28 protein-coding genes are annotated in these 26,520 nt (G+C 51.9%); 12 read left to right on the forward strand and 16 right to left on the reverse strand.

Annotated features, from left to right (window positions below):
• Positions 1–12: 12 nt before the first annotated feature.
• A complete protein-coding gene (locus tag KNP64_RS09225; protein ID WP_214792955.1) occupies positions 13–1,140 on the forward strand; it encodes a DUF418 domain-containing protein in 1,128 nt (375 codons plus the stop codon).
• A 51-nt stretch (positions 1,141–1,191) separates the two neighbouring features.
• Here the strand turns inward: KNP64_RS09225 and KNP64_RS09230 are convergent, their stop codons facing one another.
• The 5 genes from KNP64_RS09230 to KNP64_RS09250 form a co-directional block, all read right to left on the reverse strand.
• Positions 1,192–2,121: a manganese-dependent inorganic pyrophosphatase gene (locus KNP64_RS09230; RefSeq protein WP_214764068.1), complete on the reverse strand. Its 930-nt coding sequence runs from the start codon at positions 2,119–2,121 to the stop codon at positions 1,192–1,194.
• Between the two features lie 96 nt (positions 2,122–2,217).
• Positions 2,218–2,355: a hypothetical protein gene (locus KNP64_RS09235; RefSeq protein WP_214715087.1), complete on the reverse strand. Its 138-nt coding sequence runs from the start codon at positions 2,353–2,355 to the stop codon at positions 2,218–2,220.
• Between the two features lie 94 nt (positions 2,356–2,449).
• Positions 2,450–2,731: a HesB/YadR/YfhF family protein gene (locus KNP64_RS09240; protein WP_021068075.1), complete on the reverse strand. Its 282-nt coding sequence runs from the start codon at positions 2,729–2,731 to the stop codon at positions 2,450–2,452.
• A 67-nt stretch (positions 2,732–2,798) separates the two neighbouring features.
• Positions 2,799–3,758, reverse strand: coding sequence for a LacI family DNA-binding transcriptional regulator (locus tag KNP64_RS09245; RefSeq protein ID WP_138860092.1), 960 nt, complete (start codon positions 3,756–3,758; stop codon positions 2,799–2,801).
• 11 nt (positions 3,759–3,769) lie between these two features.
• Positions 3,770–4,003: a hypothetical protein gene (locus tag KNP64_RS09250; RefSeq protein WP_214764072.1), complete on the reverse strand. Its 234-nt coding sequence runs from the start codon at positions 4,001–4,003 to the stop codon at positions 3,770–3,772.
• A gap of 236 nt (positions 4,004–4,239) precedes the next feature.
• Here KNP64_RS09250 and KNP64_RS09255 point away from each other — a divergent pair, with 236 nt between their 5' ends.
• The 4 genes from KNP64_RS09255 to KNP64_RS09270 all read left to right on the forward strand — a co-directional run bounded on the left by KNP64_RS09255 (position 4,240) and on the right by KNP64_RS09270 (position 8,603).
• Positions 4,240–5,529, forward strand: a complete 1,290-nt coding sequence (locus KNP64_RS09255) for an NCS2 family permease (protein WP_214710179.1) — start codon at positions 4,240–4,242, stop codon at positions 5,527–5,529.
• Between the two features lie 238 nt (positions 5,530–5,767).
• Positions 5,768–6,505: a (Fe-S)-binding protein gene (locus KNP64_RS09260; RefSeq protein ID WP_214764171.1), complete on the forward strand. Its 738-nt coding sequence runs from the start codon at positions 5,768–5,770 to the stop codon at positions 6,503–6,505.
• Between the two features lie 2 nt (positions 6,506–6,507).
• Positions 6,508–7,911, forward strand: coding sequence for a LutB/LldF family L-lactate oxidation iron-sulfur protein (locus KNP64_RS09265; RefSeq protein ID WP_034780929.1), 1,404 nt, complete (start codon positions 6,508–6,510; stop codon positions 7,909–7,911).
• On the forward strand, positions 7,908–8,603 hold the full coding sequence (locus KNP64_RS09270) for a LutC/YkgG family protein (protein WP_138860096.1): 696 nt from the start codon (positions 7,908–7,910) through the stop codon (positions 8,601–8,603). The genes KNP64_RS09265 and KNP64_RS09270 overlap by 4 nt, the downstream gene beginning before the upstream one ends.
• A gap of 58 nt (positions 8,604–8,661) precedes the next feature.
• Here KNP64_RS09270 and KNP64_RS09275 read toward each other — a convergent pair whose 3' ends face one another.
• Both KNP64_RS09275 and KNP64_RS09280 read right to left on the reverse strand, forming a co-directional pair.
• On the reverse strand, positions 8,662–9,687 hold the full coding sequence (locus KNP64_RS09275; protein ID WP_214764073.1) for a DUF4097 family beta strand repeat-containing protein: 1,026 nt from the start codon (positions 9,685–9,687) through the stop codon (positions 8,662–8,664).
• Positions 9,684–10,004 (reverse strand): PadR family transcriptional regulator, encoded by a 321-nt coding sequence (locus KNP64_RS09280; protein ID WP_214792952.1) that lies wholly within the window; start codon positions 10,002–10,004, stop codon positions 9,684–9,686. Before KNP64_RS09280 ends, KNP64_RS09275 begins: the two co-directional genes overlap by 4 nt.
• 191 nt (positions 10,005–10,195) lie before the next feature.
• Between KNP64_RS09280 and KNP64_RS09285 the strand changes: the two genes are divergently transcribed.
• Entirely contained in the window at positions 10,196–12,151 is a 1,956-nt protein-coding gene (locus KNP64_RS09285; RefSeq protein WP_214792949.1) for a HAMP domain-containing sensor histidine kinase, read from the forward strand.
• A 41-nt stretch (positions 12,152–12,192) separates the two neighbouring features.
• On the opposite strand, the gene KNP64_RS09290 is transcribed toward KNP64_RS09285, so the two are convergent.
• On the reverse strand, positions 12,193–12,990 hold the full coding sequence (locus KNP64_RS09290; RefSeq protein WP_034780694.1) for a glucose 1-dehydrogenase: 798 nt from the start codon (positions 12,988–12,990) through the stop codon (positions 12,193–12,195).
• 191 nt (positions 12,991–13,181) lie between these two features.
• Between KNP64_RS09290 and KNP64_RS09295 the strand changes: the two genes are divergently transcribed.
• Together KNP64_RS09295 and KNP64_RS09300 are read left to right on the forward strand one after the other, a co-directional pair.
• On the forward strand, positions 13,182–14,504 hold the full coding sequence (locus KNP64_RS09295; RefSeq protein WP_034780692.1) for a hemolysin family protein: 1,323 nt from the start codon (positions 13,182–13,184) through the stop codon (positions 14,502–14,504).
• A 192-nt stretch (positions 14,505–14,696) separates the two neighbouring features.
• Positions 14,697–15,689: a 5'-3' exonuclease gene (locus KNP64_RS09300; protein ID WP_034780689.1), complete on the forward strand. Its 993-nt coding sequence runs from the start codon at positions 14,697–14,699 to the stop codon at positions 15,687–15,689.
• A 14-nt stretch (positions 15,690–15,703) separates the two neighbouring features.
• On the opposite strand, the gene KNP64_RS09305 is transcribed toward KNP64_RS09300, so the two are convergent.
• Positions 15,704–16,504: a VOC family protein gene (locus tag KNP64_RS09305; RefSeq protein WP_214764075.1), complete on the reverse strand. Its 801-nt coding sequence runs from the start codon at positions 16,502–16,504 to the stop codon at positions 15,704–15,706.
• 106 nt (positions 16,505–16,610) lie between these two features.
• Between KNP64_RS09305 and KNP64_RS09310 the strand changes: the two genes are divergently transcribed.
• Together KNP64_RS09310 and KNP64_RS09315 are read left to right on the forward strand one after the other, a co-directional pair.
• Positions 16,611–16,937 (forward strand): winged helix-turn-helix transcriptional regulator, encoded by a 327-nt coding sequence (locus KNP64_RS09310; protein ID WP_034780682.1) that lies wholly within the window; start codon positions 16,611–16,613, stop codon positions 16,935–16,937.
• A 64-nt stretch (positions 16,938–17,001) separates the two neighbouring features.
• Positions 17,002–18,009 (forward strand): S66 family peptidase, encoded by a 1,008-nt coding sequence (locus KNP64_RS09315; RefSeq protein ID WP_214792947.1) that lies wholly within the window; start codon positions 17,002–17,004, stop codon positions 18,007–18,009.
• Between the two features lie 4 nt (positions 18,010–18,013).
• On the opposite strand, the gene KNP64_RS09320 is transcribed toward KNP64_RS09315, so the two are convergent.
• Complete coding sequence (locus tag KNP64_RS09320) at positions 18,014–19,204, reverse strand: helix-turn-helix domain-containing protein (RefSeq protein ID WP_214792944.1); 1,191 nt, start codon at positions 19,202–19,204, stop codon at positions 18,014–18,016.
• A 110-nt stretch (positions 19,205–19,314) separates the two neighbouring features.
• On the opposite strand from KNP64_RS09320, the gene KNP64_RS09325 reads away from it, so the two are divergent.
• Positions 19,315–20,568, forward strand: a complete 1,254-nt coding sequence (locus KNP64_RS09325) for an MFS transporter (protein WP_214792941.1) — start codon at positions 19,315–19,317, stop codon at positions 20,566–20,568.
• Between the two features lie 24 nt (positions 20,569–20,592).
• Here KNP64_RS09325 and KNP64_RS09330 read toward each other — a convergent pair whose 3' ends face one another.
• The 4 genes from KNP64_RS09330 to KNP64_RS09345 all read right to left on the reverse strand — a co-directional run bounded on the left by KNP64_RS09330 (position 20,593) and on the right by KNP64_RS09345 (position 22,408).
• A complete protein-coding gene (locus KNP64_RS09330; RefSeq protein ID WP_029596302.1) occupies positions 20,593–20,889 on the reverse strand; it encodes a DUF3817 domain-containing protein in 297 nt (98 codons plus the stop codon).
• 82 nt (positions 20,890–20,971) lie between these two features.
• Entirely contained in the window at positions 20,972–21,475 is a 504-nt protein-coding gene (locus KNP64_RS09335) for a DoxX family protein (protein WP_029596303.1), read from the reverse strand.
• Positions 21,476–21,667: 192 nt separating this feature from the next.
• Positions 21,668–22,081: a pyridoxamine 5'-phosphate oxidase family protein gene (locus tag KNP64_RS09340; protein WP_029596304.1), complete on the reverse strand. Its 414-nt coding sequence runs from the start codon at positions 22,079–22,081 to the stop codon at positions 21,668–21,670.
• Between the two features lie 126 nt (positions 22,082–22,207).
• Positions 22,208–22,408: a cold-shock protein gene (locus KNP64_RS09345; RefSeq protein ID WP_016507985.1), complete on the reverse strand. Its 201-nt coding sequence runs from the start codon at positions 22,406–22,408 to the stop codon at positions 22,208–22,210.
• 267 nt (positions 22,409–22,675) lie between these two features.
• Between KNP64_RS09345 and KNP64_RS09350 the strand changes: the two genes are divergently transcribed.
• On the forward strand, positions 22,676–24,274 hold the full coding sequence (locus tag KNP64_RS09350; protein ID WP_214764079.1) for a glycoside hydrolase family 55 protein: 1,599 nt from the start codon (positions 22,676–22,678) through the stop codon (positions 24,272–24,274).
• Here the strand turns inward: KNP64_RS09350 and KNP64_RS09355 are convergent.
• Together KNP64_RS09355 and KNP64_RS09360 are read right to left on the reverse strand one after the other, a co-directional pair.
• Positions 24,238–24,744 (reverse strand): flavodoxin domain-containing protein, encoded by a 507-nt coding sequence (locus KNP64_RS09355; RefSeq protein ID WP_214709715.1) that lies wholly within the window; start codon positions 24,742–24,744, stop codon positions 24,238–24,240. The genes KNP64_RS09350 and KNP64_RS09355 overlap by 37 nt on opposite strands.
• Before the next feature lie 104 nt (positions 24,745–24,848).
• The gene (locus KNP64_RS09360) at positions 24,849–26,498 is read right to left on the reverse strand and encodes a glycoside hydrolase family 13 protein (RefSeq protein ID WP_214792939.1); all 1,650 of its coding nucleotides are present in this window, start codon (positions 26,496–26,498) and stop codon (positions 24,849–24,851) included.
• Positions 26,499–26,520: the final 22 nt, after the last annotated feature.

Below are 26,520 nucleotides of genomic sequence, written 5' to 3' on the forward strand. Positions count from 1 at the left end.
AGGAAGTGGCGTATGGCTGGCCCGATTCAAGTAAACGAACGCATCGTTCTGTATGATATCATTCGAGGATTTGCCCTATGCGGCATCTTCCTCGTCAACATCCCAAGCATGCTCGGGAGCGACTGGATGTTCGGTCGCCCCGACTATTACGGGAGTGACCTCGTCGTCCGGACGCTGTTCGATTTGTTCATTCAGACGAAGTTTTACACGATCTTCTCGCTCTTGTTCGGGATCGGCTTCTCGATTTTCCTTGAGCGCTCGTATGCGCGCGGGGACTCGGTCGGCCGTTACATCCGACGCATCGCCATCTTGTTTCTATTCGGACTCGTTCACCTGGCCATTTGGTCGGGTGACATCTTACATACGTATGCGATGTGGGGCTTGTTGCTCCCACTGTTTTATGGATTAAGCAACCGGGCGATTTTGACATGGGCGTGGAGCTTATTGATTGGGAGTTTCTTTTTGTTTTATGTAACATTTTCGCTGACAGAATGGGCGAACGGCGGTGCTTTCTATGAAGGTGATCCTTTCCCAAGCGCCTATAATATGGGCTTTGGCGATTGGTTCGATTATCGTCTCAACGTCGAAATCTTTTCTGCCATCTCGAACTCCCTTCTCGTCGGAATTGAGATCTTTAGCCTGTTCTTGTTCGGCCTTTATATCGGACGGGAACGGAAACTCCTCACTTGGAGCATCCGAGGATTGACCCGGACGGCCATCATTTGTGCGGTGGCTGCTCTCCCGTTTTTCGCTGTCATCCTTTGGCATCATTACGGCGGCGGCTATATATATTATTGGGTCAACTTAACGGCCGTCCTCGTCTCTGGCAAACTGCTCGCGACGGCGTACGTCTGTCTGTTCACGATCGCCGTCCGTAACGGACGCGCATTCCGTCCGCTACAGGCGCTTGGCCGTATGGCGCTGACGAACTATTTGACGCACACGCTCGTCGTCGTCCTGCCGGTCATCGCCCTCGGCTACTACGGTCGCCTGTCGTTGACGGAAGGATTGTTCTTAAGTATCGCGATTTTGATTGCCCAAGCGTTCTTCTCAATGTGGTGGCTGAAATCGCATCGATACGGTCCGTTCGAGAAATTATGGCGCATCGGAACGTATGGACGACAAAAACAAGCATCTTAACCGCAAAAAAGGCTCGGAGCAGATTGATCTGCTTCGAGCCTTTCTCGTTTCTTAGTTCGTCGCCGCTGCTGTGAGCACCGGTACGATTTGCTTTTTACGTGAGACAACACCAGGAAGTGTCGCGAGACCCTCCACCAATTTGACGTTGAACGCCTGCTCGAATAGGTCAGTTTTCTTACCGACAACGAGTGCTTCTGAATCGTTCGTCAAGATGTTCGTGATGGCGAAGACAAACAAATCGAGTTCTTTGTCTAACATCTTCACGGCCATTGCCGCTTCGACTTCAGCTTTACGGCTCAATACATCGTTCGCGTCGACCGTGTTCACTTGAGCAATCTCGATGCGGTAGTCGCCCATCGCAAACTCTTTCGCGTCGAGCGAGATGAGTTCTGGGATCGTCTTTTGGCTAAGGTCCGCTCCGGCTTTCAACATCTCGAGACCGTATGTCTCGATATCTGTACCAGAGATAGCTGCGAGTTCTTTTGCCGCTTTGATATCCTCGTCCGTGCATGTCGGTGACTTGAACAAGAGCGAGTCCGAGATGATCGCCGATAGCATCAATCCTGCCATGTCAGGCGCGATTTCGACACCGTGCTCTTTATAGAGTTTGAGCAAAATCGTCGCCGTGCATCCGACCGGCTCCGCCCGATAGTAGAGGGCATCCGCTGTTTGGAAGTTGGCGATACGGTGGTGATCGACGACTTCGAGGATGCGTACGTCCGCGATGTCTTCCGCGCTTTGTTGGAACTCGTTATGGTCGACCAAGATGACCGAGTTCACTTCGTCCGAGACGCGTTCCACGAGGCGTGGTGCTTTGACGCGGAAGTGGTCGAGCGCATATTGCGTCTCCCCGTTCACTTCACCAAGGCGGATCGCCTCGGCGTCCATCCCTAACTTTTTCTTGAGCTCCGCGTAAGCGAGCGCCGAACAAATCGTATCCGTATCTGGATTTTTATGTCCGAAGACTAGTACTGTACTCATCATACATTCTCCTCACTATGATAGTTTTCCCTTATCCATTATACCGTCTATACTCATTCTTTCAATTCCCAAACAAAAAGAGCCACCAGGGGCTCTTTACGCTTGTTCGTCTTCGTCCGTCTTTTCGAGGTCCGAATGATCCCCTTTTGAATCTTCTTCGTGCGAAATATCCGGTTGGTCTCGTTTCAACTTCTCTTGTTCTTCTTGTTCACGCTTTTTATCTTGTTCTGACATCTGTCTCATCCTTTCGGTTTTGTCATGTCGTAGACTGTTCCCCGAGCTGGATGGCTTCAAACGGATGTATTCTTACTGTTAACAAACTGTGATGTCACGCTTGAACGAAGACGACCTCGTCGCCACGGATCTCGACGTTGACGTCTTGTCCTTGGAACAACCATTCATCCTGTTCAGCCACGACGAAGCGAATCCCGTCCGCTTCCGTTTCGACCGCCGCGTTGTCGATATCTTCCGTGATGACCCCCACTGAGAAACCGTGCGTCAAATCGGTCGAACCCCCATATTTAGCGAATAAACGCACCGTCTGGCCTGCCTCGACCTCCATCTCATCTTTAAAAAATTGGAGTGCTTCTTCTGTCACGTTAATCTTCATCTGTCATCCTCCTCTCGACTTCTGTCTCCATTCTAATCGTTTCAGAAAAGACGAGCGAGGAAGTTGCCTAGAGTGTCGTCCCCGGCAAATACGTGACCGTTAAACTGTTTGTGACCGAAGCTGCACCGTTCATTTCATCAAACGTCACGTCGAACAGCGTCCGGCCGATGTCTTCATTTGGCGAGTGCATCGTCGACAGACCGAATGCCTGACCGATCGGATGACCATCGAAGCCCAGGATGGCGACTTCATCGGGGATGCTGACACCGCGACGGCGTAATTCCCCTAAAAAACCGAGCGCCACATAATCCGACGAGAAAAAGAGCGCTCGAGGACGCTCTTGTTGACGCAGAAACGCATCGGCCAGTCCGATCCCGTCCTCGCTCGTCAAGTAACCGGTCCAAACCCATCGCTCACGCGCAAGTTCGACTTCATCGAAGTACGCCTGCTGACGCGCGATCGAGCTTGGACTGTCTTGTCTTGACAACACGATGCCGATTTCGGCATATCCCGCTTGCGCCAACACGCGCAAACCGGCGACGAACGCGGTGTAATGATCGACGTGGACCGAAGAAATCGTCTGCGGCGCCCCGACGGTCGCGACCGCGATCGGACCAAATTTTCGATACGTTTCCATCTCATCGAATGACATCGTATGGGATAACAGGATCGCCCCATCGACTTCACGGTGCTTCAATAGATCAAGCGCTTGCCGTTCTTGGTCGAGTTGATACTCTGTCTGCCACATGACGAGTCGATAATCTCTTTGGAGGGCAGCTTTCGCGAGCCCGTTGACGAACAGTCCATAATACGGATGATCCAAATACGGCAACACGACGACGAAACGTTGCGTGCGACCGGTCGATAACGTCAGCGCCTGCTGATTCCGTAAATAGCCAAGCTCGGCCATCGCCCGTCGCACCCGCTCCCGCTTCTCTTTCGACACATACGGATGCTCGTTGAGCACGCGCGACACCGTCGTCACGGATACGTCCGCGTATTTCGCGATATCTCGGATGTTCGCCATTCCGCTTCACCTCAATCTGTCAGTCTTTGCATATAGTGTACCCAGTCTGACTCCTGACTGTCACCTTTCGCAATCACTTGCTTTCGGATGGCTTGGACGAGGCGGAACCGTTCTTCGACGGGTAGATGAAGAAACTCGTCTTGAAAACGGGCGCACAACATTCTTCCGAGCGGCGTATACAACTGATTGATGACGAGTTCGTAGACGATCCCACTACACCATGTTTTCCACGTTATCGGATTCATGAGCTTTCCCTCCTTTGACTTAACCGTACAGTCTGAAACGCGTTTCAGAGCAAGTACTATTTTTATTTCATCTATTTCCGAACATTCAACGCTTACATGAGGATATTTAAAGTTTTTTCGCTCAAAATCATTGACGACAGCCAGCTCATTTTGTATAGTCATCAAGTTGATAACGTTAGTTCAACGATTGTCGGACATTATTGTTCGGAAATTACTAATTATAGGGAGTCCTACTCATGAACTTATTTCAATTGAAACAACATGGTACGAACGTTAAACAAGAAGTGATGGCAGGCATCACAACGTTCGTGACGATGGCTTATATCTCTGTCGTCAACCCGGCAATTCTGTCAGATGCCGGCATCCCGTTCGCCCAGGCATTCACGGCGACCATCATCGCCATCTTGATCGGTACCGGGCTCATGGCGTTCTACGCCAACCTTCCGATTGCCGTCGCCCCAGGGATGGGACTGAACGCATTCTTCGCGTATACGCTCGTCGCCCAGCAACAGATCACGCCGTCCGCCGCGCTCGGCGTCGTCTTCGTCTCATCGGTCTTCTTCTTGATTTTGTCGCTGTCACCGATTCGGACGAAACTGATTCAAGCCATCCCGGCCTCGCTCAAGCACGCCATCACGACCGGTATTGGTTTGTTCATCGCCTCGCTCGGATTGAAGTTGTCAGGACTCATCGTCGCCGATGAAGCAAACCTCGTTCGCCTCGGGGACTTGTCGTCGCCAAGCGTCCTGCTCGTCCTCGGCGGTTTGATCGTCTCGGCCCTCTTGTTCTCACGGAACGTGCCGGGCTCACTCCTCATCGGGATGGTGCTCACAGGCATCGCGGCCACCTTCATGGGTCTCTTGAAGATTGAAGGCGTGACGGCGATGCCGACATTGCCGGAAGGACTTATGGTCAATCCGCTCACGGCGTTCTCGGACGTCATCCAGTACGGTTTGTTCGGTGCCGTCTTGTCGTTCTTCCTCGTCACGTTGTTCGATACGACCGGAACACTCGTCGGTGTCGGAAAACAGGCCAACCTGTTGAAAGAAGATGGGACGATCGAAAACGGGCACCGCGCCTTGTTCGCCGATTCGCTCGCGACGATGGGCGGCTCGCTCGTCGGGACGAGCCCGTCGACGGCTTATATCGAGTCGGCCGCCGGTGTCGCCCAAGGCGGACGGACCGGTCTTACGACAGCGGTCGTGGCCGCCATGTTCGGACTGACATTGTTCTTCAGCCCGCTCATCGGTGCCATCTCTGGTGTTGCCGCCATCACGGCACCGGCCCTCATCATCGTCGGTGCGCTCATGTTGACGAACGTCCGTTACATCGACTGGACAGACTTCAGCGAATACTTCCCGGCGTTCATGACGATTCTCATCATGCCGCTCTCAGGCAGTATCGAACGCGGGATCGCCTTCGGTTTCATCCTGTATCCGATTTTTAAAGCGATGAACAAAGAAACAGTCCACCCGCTCATCTACTTGTTCGGCGCGCTATTCATCCTGGAAATGTTTTTCTTATAAGTTAGATTCGAGCCCTCGTCGACCGATGAGGGTTTTTCTGTTATCGGGCAGGGTAATGCTGTTTTATAGCAGTCATCTTCTGAATATTGATTCATTATCATTTAGTTCTCAATTAGACAAGATTTGACATTTTTTTGTGAGAATCGTTCCATTTTTCTGTTTTGAACTCGTTTGTTATGGAATAATAACTGTGAAACCGTTTTCGATTTTGACTAAGAACAGGAAAGAAGGAATGGACATGCCTAACGTGGCGCTGTTCGTCACTTGTCTCTCCGATACGTTGTTCCCATCGGTAGGACAAGCGACGGTCGAACTATTAGAACATCTAGGTTGTGACGTCAGTTTCCCATTTGAACAAACGTGTTGCGGGCAGCCCGCTTACAATAGCGGCTACCATGAAGAGACGAAAAAGATTGCGAAACATATGATTGAGACGTTCGAGAAGGCGGATGCTGAGTATATCGTCGGTCCGTCTGGATCTTGTGTCATGATGATGCGCGACTATCCACATTTATTTAAAGATGATCCCGTTTGGAAGGCGCGGGCCGAGGCTCATGCGGCGAAGACGTTCGAGTTGACGCAGTTCATCGTTGACGTGCTCGAAGTGACGGACGTCGGGGCCAAGTTCCCAGCCAAGGCAACGTATCATGCGTCTTGTCATATGACGCGCCTCCTCGGAATCGAGGCGGCACCGGGCCAACTCCTTAAAAATGTCGACGGATTGACGATGCTCCCGCTCGACAATGTCCACAACTGTTGTGGCTTCGGGGGGACGTTCTCCGTCAAGATGCCAGACGTCTCGGTGCAGATGGTCGATGAGAAAGTCGAGTCGATCTTGAACTCGGGAGCCGAAGTGTTGATTGGGGCTGACGCTTCATGTCTGATGAACATCGGGGGACGTTTGCATAAACAAGGTCATCCGATCAAAGTGATGCATATCGCGGAAGTGTTGAACGAAGGGGTGAAACAAGCATGAGTATGGGGATTCGGTTAGATGAGAAGTTTCAGGATCGACGTAAAGACGGAATCGACAATCCGTTCATGCGTCAGGCCGTCAGTTCGGCGCAAAACCGTCTGCGTGACGGTCGTTTAAACGCGGCAGGTGAACTCGGGGATTGGGAAGCGTTCCGGGACCATTCGGAAGAGATTCGCCAACACGTACTCGAACATCTCGACTATTACTTATATCAATTGAGCGAGAACATCTCGAAACGAGGCGGCAACGTCTTCTTCGCCGAGACGCCGGAAGAAGCAAACCGTTATATCCGGGAAGTTGTACGCGCCAAAAACGCCAAACATGTCGTCAAATCGAAGTCGATGGTGACAGAAGAAATCGGGCTGAACGAGGCGCTCCATGAGGAAGGTTGCACGGTCGTCGAGTCCGACCTCGGGGAATGGATCCTTCAACTCGATAATGATCCGCCGTCGCATATCGTCGCCCCGGCCCTCCATAAAGACCGGAACGCCGTCCATGAGACGTTCACGGCCCACGGCTACGAAGGGACGAACGACCCGACCGAGCTCGGGCGCTATGCACGCCGTGAGTTACGAAAAGACTTTTTGAAAGCGGAGGTCGGCATCACCGGCTGTAACTTCGCCATCGCCGAGAGCGGTGCCGTCGGACTCGTCACGAACGAAGGGAACGGCCGCATGGTGACGTCGCTTCCGGACACTGTCATTTCCGTCATGGGGATGGAACGAATCGTCCCGTCGTACGAGGAGTTCGAAGTACTCGTCAACATGTTGTGCCGGAGCGCCGTCGGTCAACGACTCACCTCGTACATCACGACGTTCGCTGGCACGCGCGATCACGGCGAAGTCGATGGGCCTGAGGAGTTCCATCTCGTCATCGTCGACAACAAACGTTCCGGCATCCTCGGCACACAGTTCCAATCTGTCCTTCAATGCATCCGTTGTGCGGCCTGTATCAACGTCTGTCCCGTGTACCGCCACATCGGTGGTCATGCCTACGGCTCGATTTATCCGGGTCCGATCGGCGCCGTGCTCGCCCCGCTCCTCGACGGCTACGAGAATTATAAAGAGTTGCCGTATGCCTCGAGTCTATGCGGTGCCTGTACGGAAGCCTGCCCGGTCAAGATTCCGCTCCACGAGCTATTGATCGAACATCGCCGTGTCATCGTCGAAGAGAAAAAACAGTCACCGTTCGTCGAGCGCATCGCCATGAAAGGCTTTGCGGTCACGTCGTCGAGCCCGTTCTTGTTCGAAGCGGCCGAACACATCGCGCCGTTCGCATCGTCCCCGTTCACGAAAGCGGGACAAATCGAGAAAGGCTTGCCGGCCTGGACGGATTCGAAAGACTTGCCGCAACCCGCCAAGCAGACGGTACGGGATTGGTTCAAGAAACGGGGGAATGTAGAATGAATCCAGGAACGATCACCAATCGCGAAGACTTTCTAAAACGAATCGCCGGACAGCTCGGACGTGACGTCGACTTGACGCCGCCGAAACGCGTGTATAAGCACCGCCCGCAAGACGAGGTGCTGAAAGACGCCTCTGACGAGGAACTGCTCGAGACGTTCCGGATGGTCGCGACACGCATCCATACTGACGTCGTCGAATGCGAGTCGGCTAACCTCGATGATACACTCCGTCTCTTGATTGAACGGTATGACGGGCAGAGCATCATCGCGGAACGTGACGACCGAATCCAGGCATGGGCGCCCCAAACGAGCGAATCGTTCGACTGGTGGGATGCGGAGCGGCCAGAAGACAGCCGTGCCCTCGCCGTGAAGGCCGATATCGGTATCACGATTGCCGACCAGGCCCTCGCCGAGAGTGCGACGATCGTCCAGTACGCGGCTCCAGGGAAGTCACGCACAATCAGCTTGTTGCCGCGCGACCATATTGCCATCATCCCGAAATCGGTGCTCGTGCCGCGGATGACACAGGCAGCCAAAAAATTAGCCGAACTTGACCGCACCGGTGACCTCGCCTCGCCAAACGGTGTCAACTTCATCTCCGGCCCATCGAACTCAGCCGATATCGAGATGAATTTGATTGTCGGCGTCCACGGACCTGTCCGTGTCGCCTACTTGCTCGTCCATGACTTATAAGGAAAAAGACTCGCCGCGTGATGAAGCCATTCACGTAGCGAGTCTTTTTGTGTTCAGTTTATTCGACCGTGATACTCCCGTTTGAGCTCGTCAGTTTGACTTCAACCGCTCCGTCCCCGAACGTCCGCTCGTTCGCCCGATCCCCGAACAGCTCGACTTTGCCGTTTCTCGTCTTAGCCCGAATGACGGCGTCACGCGGATCTTGCTTCAGACGCATATCGATGCGGCCATTGTTCGTCTTCAGACGGATTGGATGCTCAATCACATCAATCACACAGTCGATGCGGCCATTCGAGGTTTTCCCCTCAATCGCTCCTGTCACGTCGTTAATATCGAGGCGACCGTTCGACGATTGAATTTCGAGGCGGTCGACGTTCGAGGCGCCCACTTCCACACTACCGTTCGATGATTGCGCGTCAAGGATCTGTCCTGTTATCGACGTCAAACTGACTTTTCCGTTCGAGGAACGGAATGAGGCACGATCGGCGCGAACTGTGTGGGCCGTGATGCTCCCATTCTCACTCTCGACGTCGACCGACGTGGCGTCAACATTGCTCATATTGCACGAGCCGAGACGGTTTTTGATCATGACTTTTTCATACGCATGGCGCGGCAGCTCGACGTGTAACACCGGTGCTTTCGTGACGATCCAGGAAAATAGGTTCGACAGACCGAAACGACGTTCTGACTCAATTCGGATTTCGAGCGTGTCCCCAACGATATCCATCGTCACCCCGTGATCCCGTTCCGTCTCGAGCGTCGCGTAGGCAAAGCCGTCATCAGATGGGACGACTTTGACGTGTGCTTGCAGGACGTTGATCGAGACGTTTCGGAACGCCACGTTCGGACTTTTCACAATAGCCAGTTCCTTTCGCTCTGCAGTGAGTGGCTCGACCGTGCCGAGCAACTCGCTCGCGAGTGCGCTTGGTGTCCCGAGCTCTTCGACCATTGCCGCATCACTTTTCCCGTCGAGTCGTCCGCTCGCAAAGTACTCCGACACATCCCGTAAAACATCAACCCGATCGATGACGCTCATTCCCATCAGTAACCGTTCGAGTTCCAATAAATACTGTTCTTCTGTCATTTGTCCGTTCCCCCTTCGATCAATTCGTTGACGCCGGTCGTGAACGTCTCCCATTCTGCGCGTAGTTCCACCAAATGAGCTTTCCCCTGCTCCGTGATGGCGTAGTACTTTCGCGGTGGTCCTTCTGCCGATTCTTTTAAATACGTCGTGAAGTACCCGTCTGACGTAAGCCGCCTTAGGAGCGGGTAGACGGCTCCTTCTGAGATGGCGACTTTTGCCGAAATGGCTTGCACGAGCTCATACCCGTAGCGGTCATGCGTCTCGACGAGCGCGAGCACACATAAATTGAGTACGCCTTTCTTGAACTGAGGGTTCATTTATTCGCCTCCTCTATTATACATTAAACAATAGCTTATCATTCACTATTATTCAATAGATAATAGTTAAATTTCCGCTTATTTCTTGATTGGTGGAAACAACTGGTTCAAATCTGTACAATGAAGGAACAACACTCGCAGGATATTTGTCATAGTAGGAACGTACGCAGTTCCAGGAAGGACCGATCTTTATGAAAGCATGGATTGACCAGCGGATCGGAAGACAGTTTTTATTCGTCTTCTATTTATTCATCGGACTGATCCTCCTTACCTCACTCGCCGTGTACATGTATACGGAAAACCGAATCGAACAGACGACGTCATCGCTCGAAAACATTAGCGAACGGCGCACAAATGCGACCGAGCTATTCGAGACGTGGCAGTCGATGCAATATGAAATGCGTGGCTATGTCATCCTCGGCGACGAGGCGATGCTCACTCGCGTCAAAGACAAACAAGAATTGATCGAAACCCAGACCGCTTGGTTCGAGACGAACGCGGTCACTGAAAAAGAAAAGACATATGCAAGTGATGCTCGGACGCTCTTCTCGGCCTATCAACAACGCGTCATGCCTAGCCTTGAGCGTTACGTTGTCGCCAAACGCGAAGGAACGATCACTGAACCGTTCTTGAAAATGCCGACGCTCGGTAAAGTAAATCCGCAAGCGGAACCACCTGCCGATCGCAAATTCAAGATCAATTCGAAAAGTGCCGCTGACATGAGCGCGAGCATCGTCGACATGGAGACCGTATTCACGGAATATCGCAACTCATTGAATGAAGAAGAGAATCTGCTACGGGAACAACTGGCCACACATACGAAGTGGGCCCAAGTGTTATGGCTCCTCTCTCTCTTAGCGGTCTTGCTCGTCCTCTTCATCGCCGCCCGTCCTTACGTCCAACGACTGACCGGTCAACTTCATGAGTTGATCATCAACAGTGAACGTTTGGCGGACGAACGGATCATCCCGATCCCGGCGGCTGTGTCGTCACGAAACGAGGTTGGACAATTGACGAACTCCTTCCGTCAAATGGCCTCTTCGCTCGCGACTCAACGCAATCAAGTCGAGGAAGAACGTGAGAAGACGGCGCGGCTCCTTCACTCGATTCGTGATGCGGTCATTTATGTGGAGCATACGACGCATGAAAAATTCGCTAACCAGGCCCTCTTTATCATGTTCAATCAAGCCGTCACGAAACGGAACGAGATGGACCTGTATCGCTTGGATGTTGATTTAGAAGAACTCGGCCTCCAAGTCGATCAAAAAGACTCGTTCTTCTCGTTCATGCGCCGTGCGTTTGACGGTGAGAGCATGGAGGAAAGCGTGACGTTCTCGATGAATCAAGAAGAACGATTCATCCAAATGTATGCGGAGAAAATCCACTTGCGCGGTACCCGTCATGGCACGATGCTCGTCTTCCGGGATGTGACGCAAGAGACCGAGGTCGATCGATTGAAGACAGAGCTCGTCTCGACCGTGTCGCACGAACTGCGCACACCGCTCACGAGCATCATCGGCTTCACCGAGCTGCTTCGCTATCGGACGATGGCCGCGGAGCGCACCGATCAATATTTAGGGATGATTCACCAAGAGACGCTACGTCTCGAGGACTTGATTTCAAACTTATTGGACGTGCAACGGATGGAGTCCGGCAAACAGACGTACCATAGCCAACCGGAGAGCCTGCATGACATCTTGAAAGAGACGATTGCCGTCCACCAAGGCGCGAGCGAACATCATCAACTCGCCCTCGAATGTGACACAAATCTCTATGTATATAGTGACCGGGATCGGCTCAGTCAGCTGTTCACGAACTTGCTCCACAATGCGATCAAGTACTCGCCGGATGGCGGGAAAGTGGCCGTCTGCGTTACAAATGATAAATCAGACGTCATCGAGATTTCCATTCAAGACACAGGCATCGGGATTCCGATGGCGGCATTGCCGAAACTGTTCGACAAGTTTTATCGCGTCGACAATTCGGCCAGCCGTAAAATCGGTGGCACGGGCCTCGGCCTCGCCATCTGTAAAGAGATTGCTGAAGGGCACGGCGGCTCGATTCGAGTCGATTCGAGCGTCGGCCATGGCTCGACGTTCACGATTATCTTGCCAAAGTATAGTATGGGAGACCAGATGAGCAGCTAACGAACAAGGGAGGACTCGCGTAAAGCGAGTCCTCCCTTTCGTCATTGTACTTTATTTTCAGGTCCGAAAGCCGGGTACAGCGATAGACCGCCATCCGCGAAAATCGTCGCGCCTGTGACGTACGACGACTCGTCAGAAGCAAGCCAGGCCGCCACGGCCGCAATCTGTTCAGGACGCCCGATCTCATGCGTCGGGATAAGTGCCTCAAGTCCTTTTTTCTCTTCCGGGTCTTGCATTGTCTCTTCGTTGATCGGTGTGTCGATCGCGCCCGGCGCGATGCCGTTGACACGGATCTTGTTCGGTGCGTACTCGAGCGCGACCGATTTCGTGAACATCTTGACGCCACCCTTACTCGCTGCGTAATGGGTATAACCAGGACGCGGAATCACTTCGTGCACCGACGACATGTTGATGATGTTCCCTTGGATTTTGTGCTCCACAAAATATTTGAGAGCGGCCCGCACACCAAGGAACGTTCCAGTCAAGTTCGTGTCGATGATTTTCTTCCAGTTGTCGAGTTCCATCTCATGCGTTTTTGCTTCGACCTGCACCCCTGCATTATTGACGAAGATGTCCATCTTCCCGAACTCGGACACGGCCGTTTCAATCATCTTCTCGGCGAGTCCTTCTTCCGCGACGTCACCTTTCACCGCGACTGCCTTGCCGCCAGCCTCTTCAATTCCTTGAATCACTTTCTTCATCTCGTCTTCACTGCTACGATAGTTCAGGACGACATGGACCCCTTCTTTTGCGTAACGCTCTGCAATCGCTCGACCGAGTCCTTTCGAACTGCCGGTGATGACTGCGACTTTGCCTTTCAGTTCTGGATAGTTAGCCATATCAATTCCTCCTTCGTCTCTTCTCGATTTGTAGTTCCCTCATTCCCCTCTTCGTGAAACCTTTTAGGCTGTTTTTTGAATATTTGTGGCAAATCTACTATACTGAAACAAACTATTCGTTTTCAGGGATTCTCCTGAACGACATACAACTTATTCTAATGGAGGTGACTCCCCGATTTTTGGGGGAATTTTTGGACAGTCCCATGTTATTCAGCTTATTGATCGTCGCCCTGCTCATTTTCATGACCGCCTTTTTTGTGGCGGCTGAATTCTCGATTGTTAAAGTGCGCGGCGCCCGTCTTGACCAACTCGTGCTCGAGGGAAACAAACGGGCCTCTGTCGCCAAAAAGGTGATTGAAAACCTTGATGACTCGCTATCGGCTTCACAGTTCGGTATCACGCTCGCCGCACTCGGTCTCGGTTGGATCGGTGCGGATCAAATCGAAGGGATGATTCAACCGCTTGTCGACCGCTTGAACGTATCGACATCGCTCGCTACCGTCCTATCCTTTTTGATTGCCTTCTTACTGATTGCCTTCTTGCACGTCGTCATCGGGGAACTGGTCCCGAAAACACTGGCCGTGCACGAAGCCGAGCGCTTGACACTGCTCGTCGCCCGACCGCTTTATTTCTTCACGAAATTATTGTATCCGTTCATCCACGTGCTAAACGGCACAGCCCGGCTGACACTTCGCTTGTTCGGCGTACAGACGACGGCACAGGAGACGGCGCACTCGGAAGAAGAACTCAAAATCATCATGACCGAGAGTTTCCGCAGTGGAGAAATTAACGAGAATGAGCTCGCCTACGTTCAAAATATCTTCTCTTTCGACGAACGTGTCGCCAAAGACGCGATGGTCCCACGGATGAACATGGTGACCATCGACGAAGAAGACTCGATTGAGACGATTATCGCTACCGTCCAAGAGCACCAATATACGCGCTATCCGGTCACCCGTGATGGTGACCGCGATGATGTGCTTGGCTTTATTAACGCTAAGCAGCTATTCACCGCTCAACTCGTCAAGAGCGACGCCCCGTTCGAATCGTTCATCCATCAACTCCCGCTCGTGACGGAGTTCACGCCGCTTCAAGAGGCAATGGTGAAAATGCAGAACGCGCGGACGATGATGTGTCTCGTCATCGACGAGTATGGGGGTACGGCGGGACTTCTCACGATTGAAGATATCCTCGAGGAAATCGTTGGGGAGATTCGTGATGAATTCGACCGTGACGAGCAAGCTGAAATCACCGAAGTCACACCCGGGCATTATCGCCTGTCCGGTCTCGTCTTGACGCAAGAGATCGAAGAACGGTTCGGCATCGAAATCGAGGATGATGTCGATACGATCGGCGGCTTCGTCTTATCACAAAAAGCGAATGCACGTACTGGAGAACGCTTCGTCTTACCGGGCGAACATGAGCTGATTGTTCGTGAAATCGACAATCACCGCATCGTTTTCGTCGATTTGATTTTGGCTCATAAAGACGAGATTCAACCTGAACTCGACTGACCTATTAGACCGCTCTCCCCGAAAAATCGGGGAGGGCTTTTCGTAGACGGTCCGAACTGTCGCTATATTTTCAGACCTTGTCGTGATATACTGCACATATGTTGCTTATTTGAGTGCGTGTCACTCATTGACACAACATCACCGAACAGTTCATGAATGTTCGGTCCAACAACTACAGAAAGAAGGTTACGCATGGAACGTAAACTATTTTTAATTGACGGAAACTCCATGCTGGCCAGTGCCTATTACGGTGCCGCCGCGAGCCGAACGAAAAAAGGACGCGAGGTATCTAAAAACGATCGGAGTGCCGTCATCGGTATGACCGGCCTCATCCGGACGATTCTACGTAGACATCGTCCGACTCATTTTGTCGTCGTGTGGGACGTCTCACGTGAAACATTATGGCGCCGCGAGCTTTATCCAGGCTATAAACGCCGTCGCCGCCAGACACCACCCGAGTTGAAAGCTCAAATGGAACTCATGCGCCAATTGCTTGAAGATAGCGGGATTCCGCAATATCAAGTCGAAGGCTATGAAGGAGAAGATTTGATCGCTCATATCGCTCGGAAGTTTAGCTGTAGCGCTCCTGTCGTCATCATGACGAAAGACAAGGACTTGCTTCAGCTCGTGAGCCCACGCATCACCGTTTGGCTTCAAACGCAAGAGTTGCAACAAATGCAGGCTCGTTGCGACATCAAAGACAATCGCCCGCTCCCGCTCAAGCGACATCTCGAGATTCGTCCTGAGGAGATTGCGGCGTTGTACGAAGGATTGAAGCCAAAACAGCTCTCAGCAGTCAAAGCATTGACAGGAGACCGTTCAGACGGGATCCCGCCTGTGGCCGGATTGGACGAAAGCCAATCGGTCCAGTTGATCAAACGCTTTGGTTCGCTTGATAAGCTCTATACGGCGCTAAGCGTCAAAGGCGACAAACGACAATTAATCAATGAAACGATCGCGGCACTGACGTCAGAAGAAGTGCCCCGTAACTTGAGACGCACACGTAAAAAGGCCGAGCGCAACATGGAGCTCGTCCGTCTCGATGTCACGGTGCCAGAACTCGAACACTTGAAACTCGCTCATCTTGAGCTCAGTATCAATTCAAAACGTGTCGAACAAGCGTATCAAAAACGCGGCATTCGCCTCTCGTTTGATTCGAGTCAAAAGAAAATTTCAGCACGCTAAAAAAGCGCGGACAATTAGTCCACGCTTTTTATATTTACCTTGATGCCATCATCGTCGGTGAGCGACCATTCCGGTGTCGTCCCGCCAAGCGCGCGGTTTGTCTCTGCGTCGACCAAAAGCGTCCACGCCTCCAGACCGGCCTCTTGTCCCATCGCCTGGCTCGGCCGGGCCCAGACGTTCGTCCCGATATGGTGATGATACCCGTCGGCCGCTAAAAATAAGGCGCCTGGATACGAATCGGTCGTCACCGTGAAACCGAGACGATCTTGATAGAATAATTTTGCCGCTTCTAGGGAACGTACTTTGAAGTGGACATGCCCCATCGTCGTCCCGTTCGGAAGGCCCGTGAACGGACGGTCGGCCGCCGCCTCGAGCATCGATTCATATTCAACCGGGTCCGTCGACATCTTCACATGACCGTTCGCTTCATATTCCCACTGCTCTCGGGGACGATCCGCGTAGAGCTCGATGCCGTTGCCTTCCGGGTCGCTCAAATAAAACGCCTCGCTGACCAAATGATCACCTTGGCCGACTTCAATCCGTTGCTCAATCAAATGACGAAGAATCCGTCCGAGTTCGACACGGTCCGGCAATAAAATGGCCATATGGAACAAGCCGGCTGCTCGTGGATTCAGACGAACACCCTTCACTTCATGTAAGACGACAAGTGCCATTTCATGCGTTCCGAGCGTGACGCGATTCTCTGTCGTCTCGAGCACATCCATTCCGATGACGCGCTCATAATACGTTTTCATCGTTTCTAAATCATTGACGCGCAGCGTGACAGCGCCGAGTTGTATGTTTGTTAATTTCATAGTTGATCACCTCTGTCCTCAGTATACTCGCTAAGTAGGATCGACAGAAGACGGCACAAAAAGGTGGTATAGTTACCTAAAGGATACTTAGAGAGGAGTGAGACAGATGCCACTGATTTCAAGCTGTGAGGTCGATACCGCACTCGAGATGATCACGGGAAAATGGAAACCATCGATTTTACTCGCACTCATCAACGAAGACACGTTGCGGTTCAGCGAATTGAAACGTTCCCTTCCGAACATCAGTCAAAAGATTTTGACGGCCCAGCTCCGCGACTTAGAAGAGCAGGACCTCATCATCCGGACCGTCTATCCGGAGGTGCCGCCTCGTGTCGACTATCGCTTGAGCGAGTATGGGAAGACGCTCATCCCGGTGCTCGAGACGATGAACGCTTGGGGCATTCAACACGCCGAACGCATGCGCAACAAATAAATTGTCCACATGTGGATAACCCATTTCCGTAACATCATCTATCACTTATCCACAGGAGGCTCACATGATTCGTTATCCACAGTTAACCGGTCATCACTTCGGTGTGACGGCCCCTTCATCGGGTGTTCCTACTGAACTGCACAAGTTGCTCCACGAGGCCGAAGCCACATTCACTCGCCATGGCTTCACGCTTCAATTTGAACCATCGGTCTGGACGCAAGACAAAGCGAAATCGGCACCGGCAGAAGTCCGGGCCGATGAGTTGACGCGCTTGTTCCATGACGAGGCCATTGACCTGATTATTCCGCCATGGGGCGGCGTCTTATTGATCGAGCTATTAGACACCATCGACTGGGATGCGCTCCCGCCGAAATGGATGCTCGGATATTCGGACGTCAGCTTATTTTTATTCGTGTACACGCTCAAGACCGGCATCGCCTCGGCCCACGGCACAAACCTCGTCGACCTGCGCGGCGAAGAATGGGACGCGACGAGCTCGCGTTGGCTCGACGTCGTATCGACGAAAGAAGGCAAGACGGTCATCCAGCTCGCCTCGGAACAGTTCCAAAAAGAGTGGCAGCATGAGAACCCGAGCCCTCATGTGTATCACTTGACCGAGCCGACCGAATGGAAATCACTCGGTGGGACGGAAGCGACCGGACGACTGATCGGCGGCTGTATCGACGTCTTGTTGCATACGATCGGCACACCGTATGGCGACGTCGCTACGTTCCAACAGACCCATTTGAACGGGGAACCGATCCTTTGGTATTTCGAAAACGCCGAGCTCGATGTCCCGGCACTCAAACGGACCCTGCTTCAAATGAAGTGGGCCGGTTGGTTCAATCATACGTCTGGCATTCTGTTCGGGCGTAGCGCGGCCCAACAGCCCGTCCAAGGCTACACGGCAGAAGACGTGTATGCGGAACTGCAGTACTTGCTCGACGTCCCTGTCATTTACGATATCGACTGCGGGCACGTCCCGCCGCAAATGACACTCATCAACGGTGCCCACGCCTCGATTCAAGTCGAGGACGGCAAAGGTACACTCATTCAAACGTTCAAGGGCTGACGCGTCAGCCCTTGATTTTTTTGATGAGCGACATCAGATGGCTGCGGAAACGACCTTCCGGGAACAGACCCACTTCTCGTTCGATCAACGGGACCCATTCATCCCCACACCCGTGACTCGTTCCAATTAATAACCCTTCGAAATAAATCGCTTGATCGACAAATCCATGCTTCGACCATTGATCATGATGCTCCAACAGTTTCAAAAACGATTGCCGGGCTGCCTCTGTCTCACCGGTCAAGGCGAAATAGACACCTTTACTCATCTCGAACGCCGCGATGAATTCTGTATTTCCGTCTAGCAGTTGGTTCATGACCACAATCTGTTGATGGAGCAGCTCCGTCTTCCGATATTCAATCGCATAGAGCGCTTCCGTCATCGCCAAGCGTATTTTCATCGTCACGTCGTCCGTGAAATTCGTGTATTGTTTCGCTTTTTGCAGCGCATCGACAATCGCCGCTTCATCTTTCAAATAGAGGGCACAAATCGCAATCGTTCGATACACATCGTCGACCCGATAATACATTTTCGTTCGTTTCATATAATCGAGCGTGTCCTCGAGACGACGAATCGCGCCCGGTAAATCGTCGTCATACAACATATTTCGGAACACCATCAACATGCTGAATTCGACGCGGGTCTTCGTCTTCATGCTTCTCGAATCAATCAATTCAATCGTATCGATCCGTTCAATTGCCTCATCAAACCGATTCCACATAAGCAGATAAAACGCTTGGCTGATGCGGGCCATAATCAATTCTTCTTTCTCCTCGAGCCGCTCAAACACCGCGATTGCCCGATCATACCACTCCAACAGTTGTTGTTGATTCCCACTATAAAATACACTGTCCGCGAGTAACGTGTACGCCTTCCCTTGCCATACCGAGTTCATCTCAACGTCCACGTAAGGGAGGAGCGCCTTCTGAACGGCCTCGTCTTCCCATGAGTGGAGACCTCCTTGCGCATATTCAATCTCCTCGACGATTTTCTGGAGTTCCGCCTCGCGCGGATCGACGAGCAATGACTGTACCGACACGTCCAGTCGTTTGGCGATTTCACGAAGGCTGCGCATCGACGCCTCTGCTTTGCCGTTCTCAATCATACTGAGCATCGATTTTGTAATGATGCCTTCTGCAAGTTGACTTTGCGTCAACTTTTTTTCTTTTCGTAACGCTTTAATCCGTTGTCCAATCATAGGCCACCTCTTAAAAGTTAAATTTAATTGAACTTATTGTATACAAATCGGTTGTCATCGTTTACTATAAAGTTAAATCAGGTTGAACTTAATTGTAAAGGAGAATCGATATGACGACCACCTCATCAAACTTGTATGTATTGTTGCTCGGAAAATTCATGTCGTTGTTCGCATCCAGTCTCTTCACGTTCGTCGCGGGATTGACCGTGCTGACAACATCTGGCTCAGGGCTCCAGTTCGCGCTCGTCTTGCTCGCCGGCACAGTGCCCCGCGTTTTATTATCTCCGTTTGCCGGGGCATTCGCCGACAAACTGGATCGCAAACGCGTGATTATCACGATGGAGTCAGTGAACGCCTTATTATTTTTGGCTGCTGGCATCGCGAGTCTCGTCTGGACGTTCGGCGTCCCTGCTTTCTTGATTATCACATGTCTGCTCTCTGTCGTCTCGACTTTCTTATCGGTCACGTTGTCGAGCTCGATTCCGCTCTTGTTTGACGAAGACGGGCTCCAACGCGCAAACTCGCTCATTCAAAGCACCATTTCCATCTCTAGCATCAGCACGCCATTGCTCGCCGGGGCACTGTTCACTTTGCTGCCCGTCTCGGCATTTTTGTTCAGTTCGTCGCTCTTGTTTGTCATCGCCGCCTTTCTCGCCTCTCGTCTCCACTTTAAAACGTATGACCATGTCCCCACCGAGCAATCGACTTGGAACGAGGTCCAATCTGGCTTCCACTACTTGAAACGCCAGCGCGTACTTTGGACGTTGACCCTTTTAGCAGCATTGCTCAATTTCTTCTTCGTTGCCGCAGAAGTACTATTCCCGATTGCCGCCCTACAAGAAGTCGGCGTCAGTCCGCTCCAGTTCGGCTTTTTAGAAAGCATGTTCGCCGTCGGCTTTTTAGTCGCCTCGCTCGCCCATGCGTTACCGGTCTTTCAAATCAAGCATCGGCTAGCCACGACCCGAACCGCGCTAATCATTATCAGTTGCCTCTTTATCGGACCGGCCGTCCCGCTCTATTTTGACTTCTCAGTCACACCAGCTATCGTCTTCTTCGCTGGTTTCGCCTTATTAAGCGGATTCTTCATCATCCGCGTCAATATCCCCATCCAGCTCTATTTACAGACGAACACGGAACCAAGTTATCTCGGTCGCGTGATCGGTGTTCTCGAATCCCTCGCCATGGGCATCACACCGTTCGGATTCATCGTGTTTGGCCTATTGAGCGAATGGATGCCGGTCGCTTCACTCTATACGATTTGTATGCTCTGCCTGCTCACCATTACGTTGTTCGCGATGTATCGGATCCGTCACGACATCGCTGCCGAAAAAGCAAATGTGTCAGCGAAAGCAGAAAGTGCGTGAACACAAAAAGACATCGAACGTTTTTCAGTTCGATGTCTTTTCTGTTGATGGAAGGACGCGTTTCTCTAACAAGAACGGTCCGAGTGGGATGACCGACGCCATGACGGCGAGGACCAACACTTTGAAGCCCCAGTTGAAACGCCATGCCATATAGACGGCTGCCGCCACGTAAGCGACGAACAGGAAACCATGGGCGGCGCCGACGATACTGACAGCGAGCGGCATGCCCGCCAAATACTTGAGCGGCATCGCGATGAGCAACAAGAGTAAGAAAGACACTCCTTCTGTGTATCCGAGCCATTTAAAATGTGTCGCGTTCATATTCGTTCTCCTTTTCAATCGATGCTACGTTCATCGTAGCCGAAAGTGGTGAGGTTTGTCACAGGAGAACGTCATAAAGTCGTTACGCTATTTGACGATTTGGTGAACGATGCATGACTTTTGTTTCCACGAACTTGCGAAGGAACAATCCATCGACGCCAAGTTTACCAGCATTGTAGCCTGCGACGAGAATGAGGACTGATACGATTAACATCGTCGGGTTCGTGCTGACCGTACCTGAGAGCAAGAACGCCATGTTCATGACGAGACCGAAGAAGGCTGCGCTACGTGTGAGGGCACCCACTAAGAGTCCAAGACCGACTAGGAATTCACCGTATGGGATCAACACATCGAACAAGGCTGCGTTCGGGATGGCGAAGTTTTCAAGGAATGCTGCCCACCAACCGGCAACGGCTGGGTGATCACCCGTGGCGAGAGAAGCTGCGTTTTGAAGATATCCTTCTGAACCAAATCCGCCTGTGATTTTGCCCCAACCTGCTGTGAGCCAGTGATAGCCGAGCCAGACGCGAAGGACTGTCAAAATACCGGTGGCGACGTTGTGGTTCTGCCAAAATTTTGTGAACATGATAATTCCTCCTTAGAATGAGTGAATGATGACTTATATGTGATTACATTCACAATATACCATCCATGTTCATCTTTTCACATAGGTTAGGACAAAAGTTCACGTTTCGTTCATATGTGCGTCACAGGTCAGTCACTTTTTGGAAATTAGTCAATTCGAAAAGGACGTCCGCGAGGGACGTCCTTGTTTGAGTTACAACTTCACCTCTTGAGGTGGCTGTCCTTTTTTATTCATCACGCGCATCGATTGTGGCGCGATTTTTAAGATGACGAGTTTTGGATCATCCGGACCGTCGAACCAACCTTCGAGTTTCTCGTTCCATACCTTTTCTTTCATCGATTCATCGTCAGATACACTCGTCTCGCCTAAAATCTCGAGGTACGTATCCCCGACGCCGTCCCCGTCATAGCCAATCAAAATATGTGTATACGGATTATTTTTCAGTTCATCCACTTTATCCGTTTCTTTCGAAGTTGCGGTGTAGAGCGTCAAGTCATCATGGAAAAATGTCATATAACGGCTGTGCGGCTTCCCTTTATAAACCGTTGCCATTGTCCCTACGTTACTATGATCTAAAATCTGTTTTGCCGTTTGCATTGCATCCATTCTGAAAAACCTCCTTGTGGTAGTCACTCGTATATTGATTCCCCCGGGGCAAGTGATTAAACACGCGGACAACAAAAAACCTGCTCGCCGAAGCGAGCAGGTTATAAAATTCCTTAGAAAGGAAGATTAGATTTTTTCAACGTTAGAAGCTTGTGGTCCACGAGCTCCGTCAGTGATTTCGAAAGTTACTGCTTGGCCTTCTTCAAGTGTCTTGAAGCCGTCGCCTTGGATTGCTGAGAAGTGTACGAATACGTCGTCTCCGCCTTCCATTTCGATGAAGCCGTAACCTTTTTCTGAGTTAAACCATTTTACTTTACCTGTGTTCATAATGAACCCTCCTGAAATAAACGCTGTGCGTTCTAGTAGTGCCTTACTAGAAAAAACTGACCAATAAAAAATCACAAACCTCTAGGATTATCTTAAACGAAAAATAATCCAAAGCGTTTTGTGAATTATGTTTCCAGCTATTCTTAATTAAGCACATATAGAATATACCATGGATAAATGCTTCTGTCTACTAAATACTTCGGTTTGCTAAAAATACTTCTAAAACGGGTACATCCAATTGTAGTGAACGCTAGGAGGATGAACCATATGACAGCATACATTGACCGTTCGAACATTGCCGCCACGATCGCCCAGCATTCGAATTGGGCACTTGATAAGTTACTGACGGAAACACTCGATTGGCATGAGGCGACTCGACGTACGGCCTATCCCGATCAAGCAAAAACTTATCTCTCCCATTTGCCAATGACGGAGCGTATCGTTCCAGTGACGAGTTCGTTGCCGCTTGAAATAGTAGAAGGAATCGTCCGCCCGGTGTGGATGCGCCGGCTCGACGCCGAGCACTTGAACTTGAGGCAAATGACGCGTCAGCACGTCGACGTCACCGATTATGGCGCCATCGGGGATGGGCAGACGGATTGCACCCTCGCTTTCCGGCTCGCCCTTAGGTCGAACCGCCACGTCCACGTGCCGGCCGGCGTATATATCGTCCGCGGCATCCGTATCCCGTCGAACTGTGTGCTTGAAGGGGCAAGCCAGCAGGAAACGATCATCAAGCTCTCGGACCGGGCCCCGAAACATCGACGATTACTTCGAAATGCGACTCCCTTCGCCGGCAACCACCATATCGAAGTCGCACATTTGACGCTCGACTGGAACGTGGAGCGCCTCGGTGACGTCGACCGGACGTCGAGTGGCGATACCGCTTCGAGCGCGTTGACGTTCGCGCACGTCAAATTCGGTTGGATCCATCACGTCACGGCGAAAAACGCGGGACTGCATGCCTTTGATATCACTGCACCCCACTATCATTACTTGGGAGACGGATTACGCGCCAAAAAAGGTAGCCGCTACGTGTGGCTCGATCATTGCGAGGCGACGAATTACGGCGACGATGGCATCACGACCCACCATAGTGACGCCATCTATATCACGAACTGCTATTGTCATCATCCACACGGACGCACCCATGCCCATGGATTCTCGAACTCGAACGGAATCGAGATTGATGACGGGTCACGCCATGTCACACTCGTCAACAATATGAGCGAGGGTTGCTTCGGGGGCGTCGAAGTGAAGGCGCACGGGACGTCTTCAGCCGCTCACGACGTCCACATATTCGGACACTTCTCATATCACGATAATCGCTCGTTCAACTTCCGGCACATCAGCCACCACTTGGCTGATGATCCGCAGTCGAAGACGGCACGCTTCCTTTCAGGGACGAACCTCGTCTCAATGGAGCCGGTCCGTTCGAGTCTTTATAAGAAGTCTTCTGCGCGTAGCCTCGTCATATCAGCGTATCAAGACGTGTTCATTCACGGGTTCACGGCGATTGGGAATCCTGAATATGACTATCGTGGAAATCCGGCGCTCGCCGTTCAATACAAGTCTCGGAACGTCCGCTTGAAACGGATTGCGGCGAGCGGGTTTACTTCGGGACGGGCCGACATCGAACTGTTCGGCGGCGATAACCGGACCGATCACGTCACGATCGAGGACGTCATTTGCCGTAACTCGGCCCCGGTCGCGTTGAAAGTCGGCGGGCAACTGACGAACGTCATGCTCCGTCGGATTGAAGGCGAACAAAAAAGTGGAGATGTACTCATCTCCACGAGTAGCCCGATCGAGGCCCATGATTTATTCGCTTATGGGTTTTCCGATCGCGTACGCAATGACGCTTGAGCCGACTCGACGAGTTCATCGAGCATCGCCTCATCTAAATTGAGTGAACTCACCGTCTGTTTCGCCATCATGCGGACGATGGCTTTGTCGAGAAAGCCCATTCGTTCGAAATCATAGCCGTTGCCGACGACTTCGACGAAATAAGCATGTGCCCGCAACACTTCTCGATAAGCATCCTCGAGTTCTCGTTGCCGTTCGGCCGCAGTCGGCGTACCGGCACATAAATAGAGGCCGAGCGGTCGTTTGAGCAGTTGGGTTTCGTTCCTGTGCAGCCAAGCCGTCATCTCGTCTTGAATTTTGCCCATCCGGATCGAGCTGCCGACAATCACATGGTCGACCGTCTCCCACTCGACATCCGGCTGCTCGACTACATTTTGGATGTGAACGTCTCCCGGAAGCCGTTCGGCCAACAAATGGGCAACTTTCTCACTCGTCCCGTAGCGGGTCGAATAAGCGATTAACGTATTCATCGCGTTTCCCCCTTTTCGTTCAGACTCTCCTATCCTTATTCCCGAAACGGGGCATCTTTACTAACGACACAACAAAAACTCGCCACGGAGGCGAGTTTTTTTCGTCACACTTTATACACTTGCGCTTCATACGGACGAAGCGTGAACGGTTCGATCGGTTCCATGTTCCCGATGACTCGTTCTGTCACGTCATACGGGAGTTCGCGTGTCACCGTCTCATCCGAGAAGTTGCAGAGCACGAGCCACGTCTCCCCTTCGAACGTTCGAGTGAAGGCGTATACCGCTTCATCGTCTGGGAGTAACAGTTCATACTTCCCGTAGACAACGATCGGATTTTGTTTCCGGAGCTGAATCAACTGGCGATAGTAATGGAACAGCGAGTCTGGATCACGCCGCGCCGCTTCCGCGTTCACGGTCGTATAGTTCGGGTTGACCCCAATCCACGGCGTTCCGGACGTGAATCCGCCTTGCGGTTCGGCCGACCACTGGACCGGTGTCCGCGAGTTGTCACGCCCACGTGCGTGAATACCGCGGAAAATCTCATCATGCGTCAACAAGCCATTCGTCGTGTAATCCCGATACGCGTTGAGTGTCTCGATGTCACGGTACTCATCAATCGAGTCGAACGCCACGTTCGTCATCCCGAACTCTTCACCTTGATAGATGTATGGCGTCCCTTTCAGCATGTGCAGGAGCGTCGCCAGCATCTTGCCAGAGACGACACGATACTCGTCCGAGTCGTTCCCGAACCGTGAAATGGCTCGCGGTTGGTCATGGTTGCTCCAGTAGAGACTGTTCCAGCCATCTTCTTCAAGACCTTCTTGCCAACGCGAGAAGATTGTCTTCAAGTCCGTCAACTTCCAGTCCGTCGGATTCCATTTGCCGAAACTGCCGTTGCCGACGTCGACGTGTTCGAAATGGAACACCATGTTCAACTCGTCACGGTCTGTTCCTGTATAAAGCTTCGCCTCGTCGACGCTGACGCCCGGCATCTCACCAACCGTGATCGTATCGTATTTCGACAGGACCTCACGATTCATCTCCTGCATGAACTCATGGATGCGCGGCCCATTGAAGAAGAACGGTGTGCCGTCCCCGTAACCTGTCCCCCGCGTCTCGCCGTCTGGATAACTCGGATCTTTCGAAATCATGTTGATGACATCCATTCGGAAACCGTCGACCCCTTTGTCGAGCCAGTACGTCATCAAATCGTATACTTCACGGCGCAACGTCTCTGACTCCCAGTTCAAGTCTGGTTGCTTTTTGCTGAACAGATGCAAGTAGTATTCGTCGCTTGCCTCATCGTATTGCCAGGCACTCCCTCCGAAGAAAGCACCCCAGTTCGTCGGTGGCTGACCGTTCTCGCCTTTTTTCCAAATGTAGTAGTCCCGATATGGGCTGTCTTTTGAGGAGCGCGACTCCATGAACCATTGGTGTTCGTCCGACGAGTGGTTGACGACGAGGTCCATCATAATTTTGATGCCGTGACGATGCGCTTCTTCGAGCATCGCATCAAAATCGTCCATCGTTCCGAACTCATCCATGATGGCCCGGTAATCGCGGATGTCGTATCCGTTGTCGTCGTTCGGTGAATCGTACACCGGCGATAGCCAGATGACATCGATGCCGAGTTCCGCCAAATACGACATCTTCTCGGTGATTCCAGGGATGTCCCCAATCCCGTCACCGTTCGAGTCATTAAAGCTGCGCGGGTAAATTTGATAGACGACCGCTTCTTTCCACCATTGTTTCATGTTTCATCCTCCTCATACGTTC

The organism is Exiguobacterium sp. s64 (assembly GCF_018618035.1).
In the GTDB taxonomy this organism is placed as follows: Bacteria; Bacillota; Bacilli; order Exiguobacteriales; family Exiguobacteriaceae; genus Exiguobacterium; species Exiguobacterium mexicanum_A.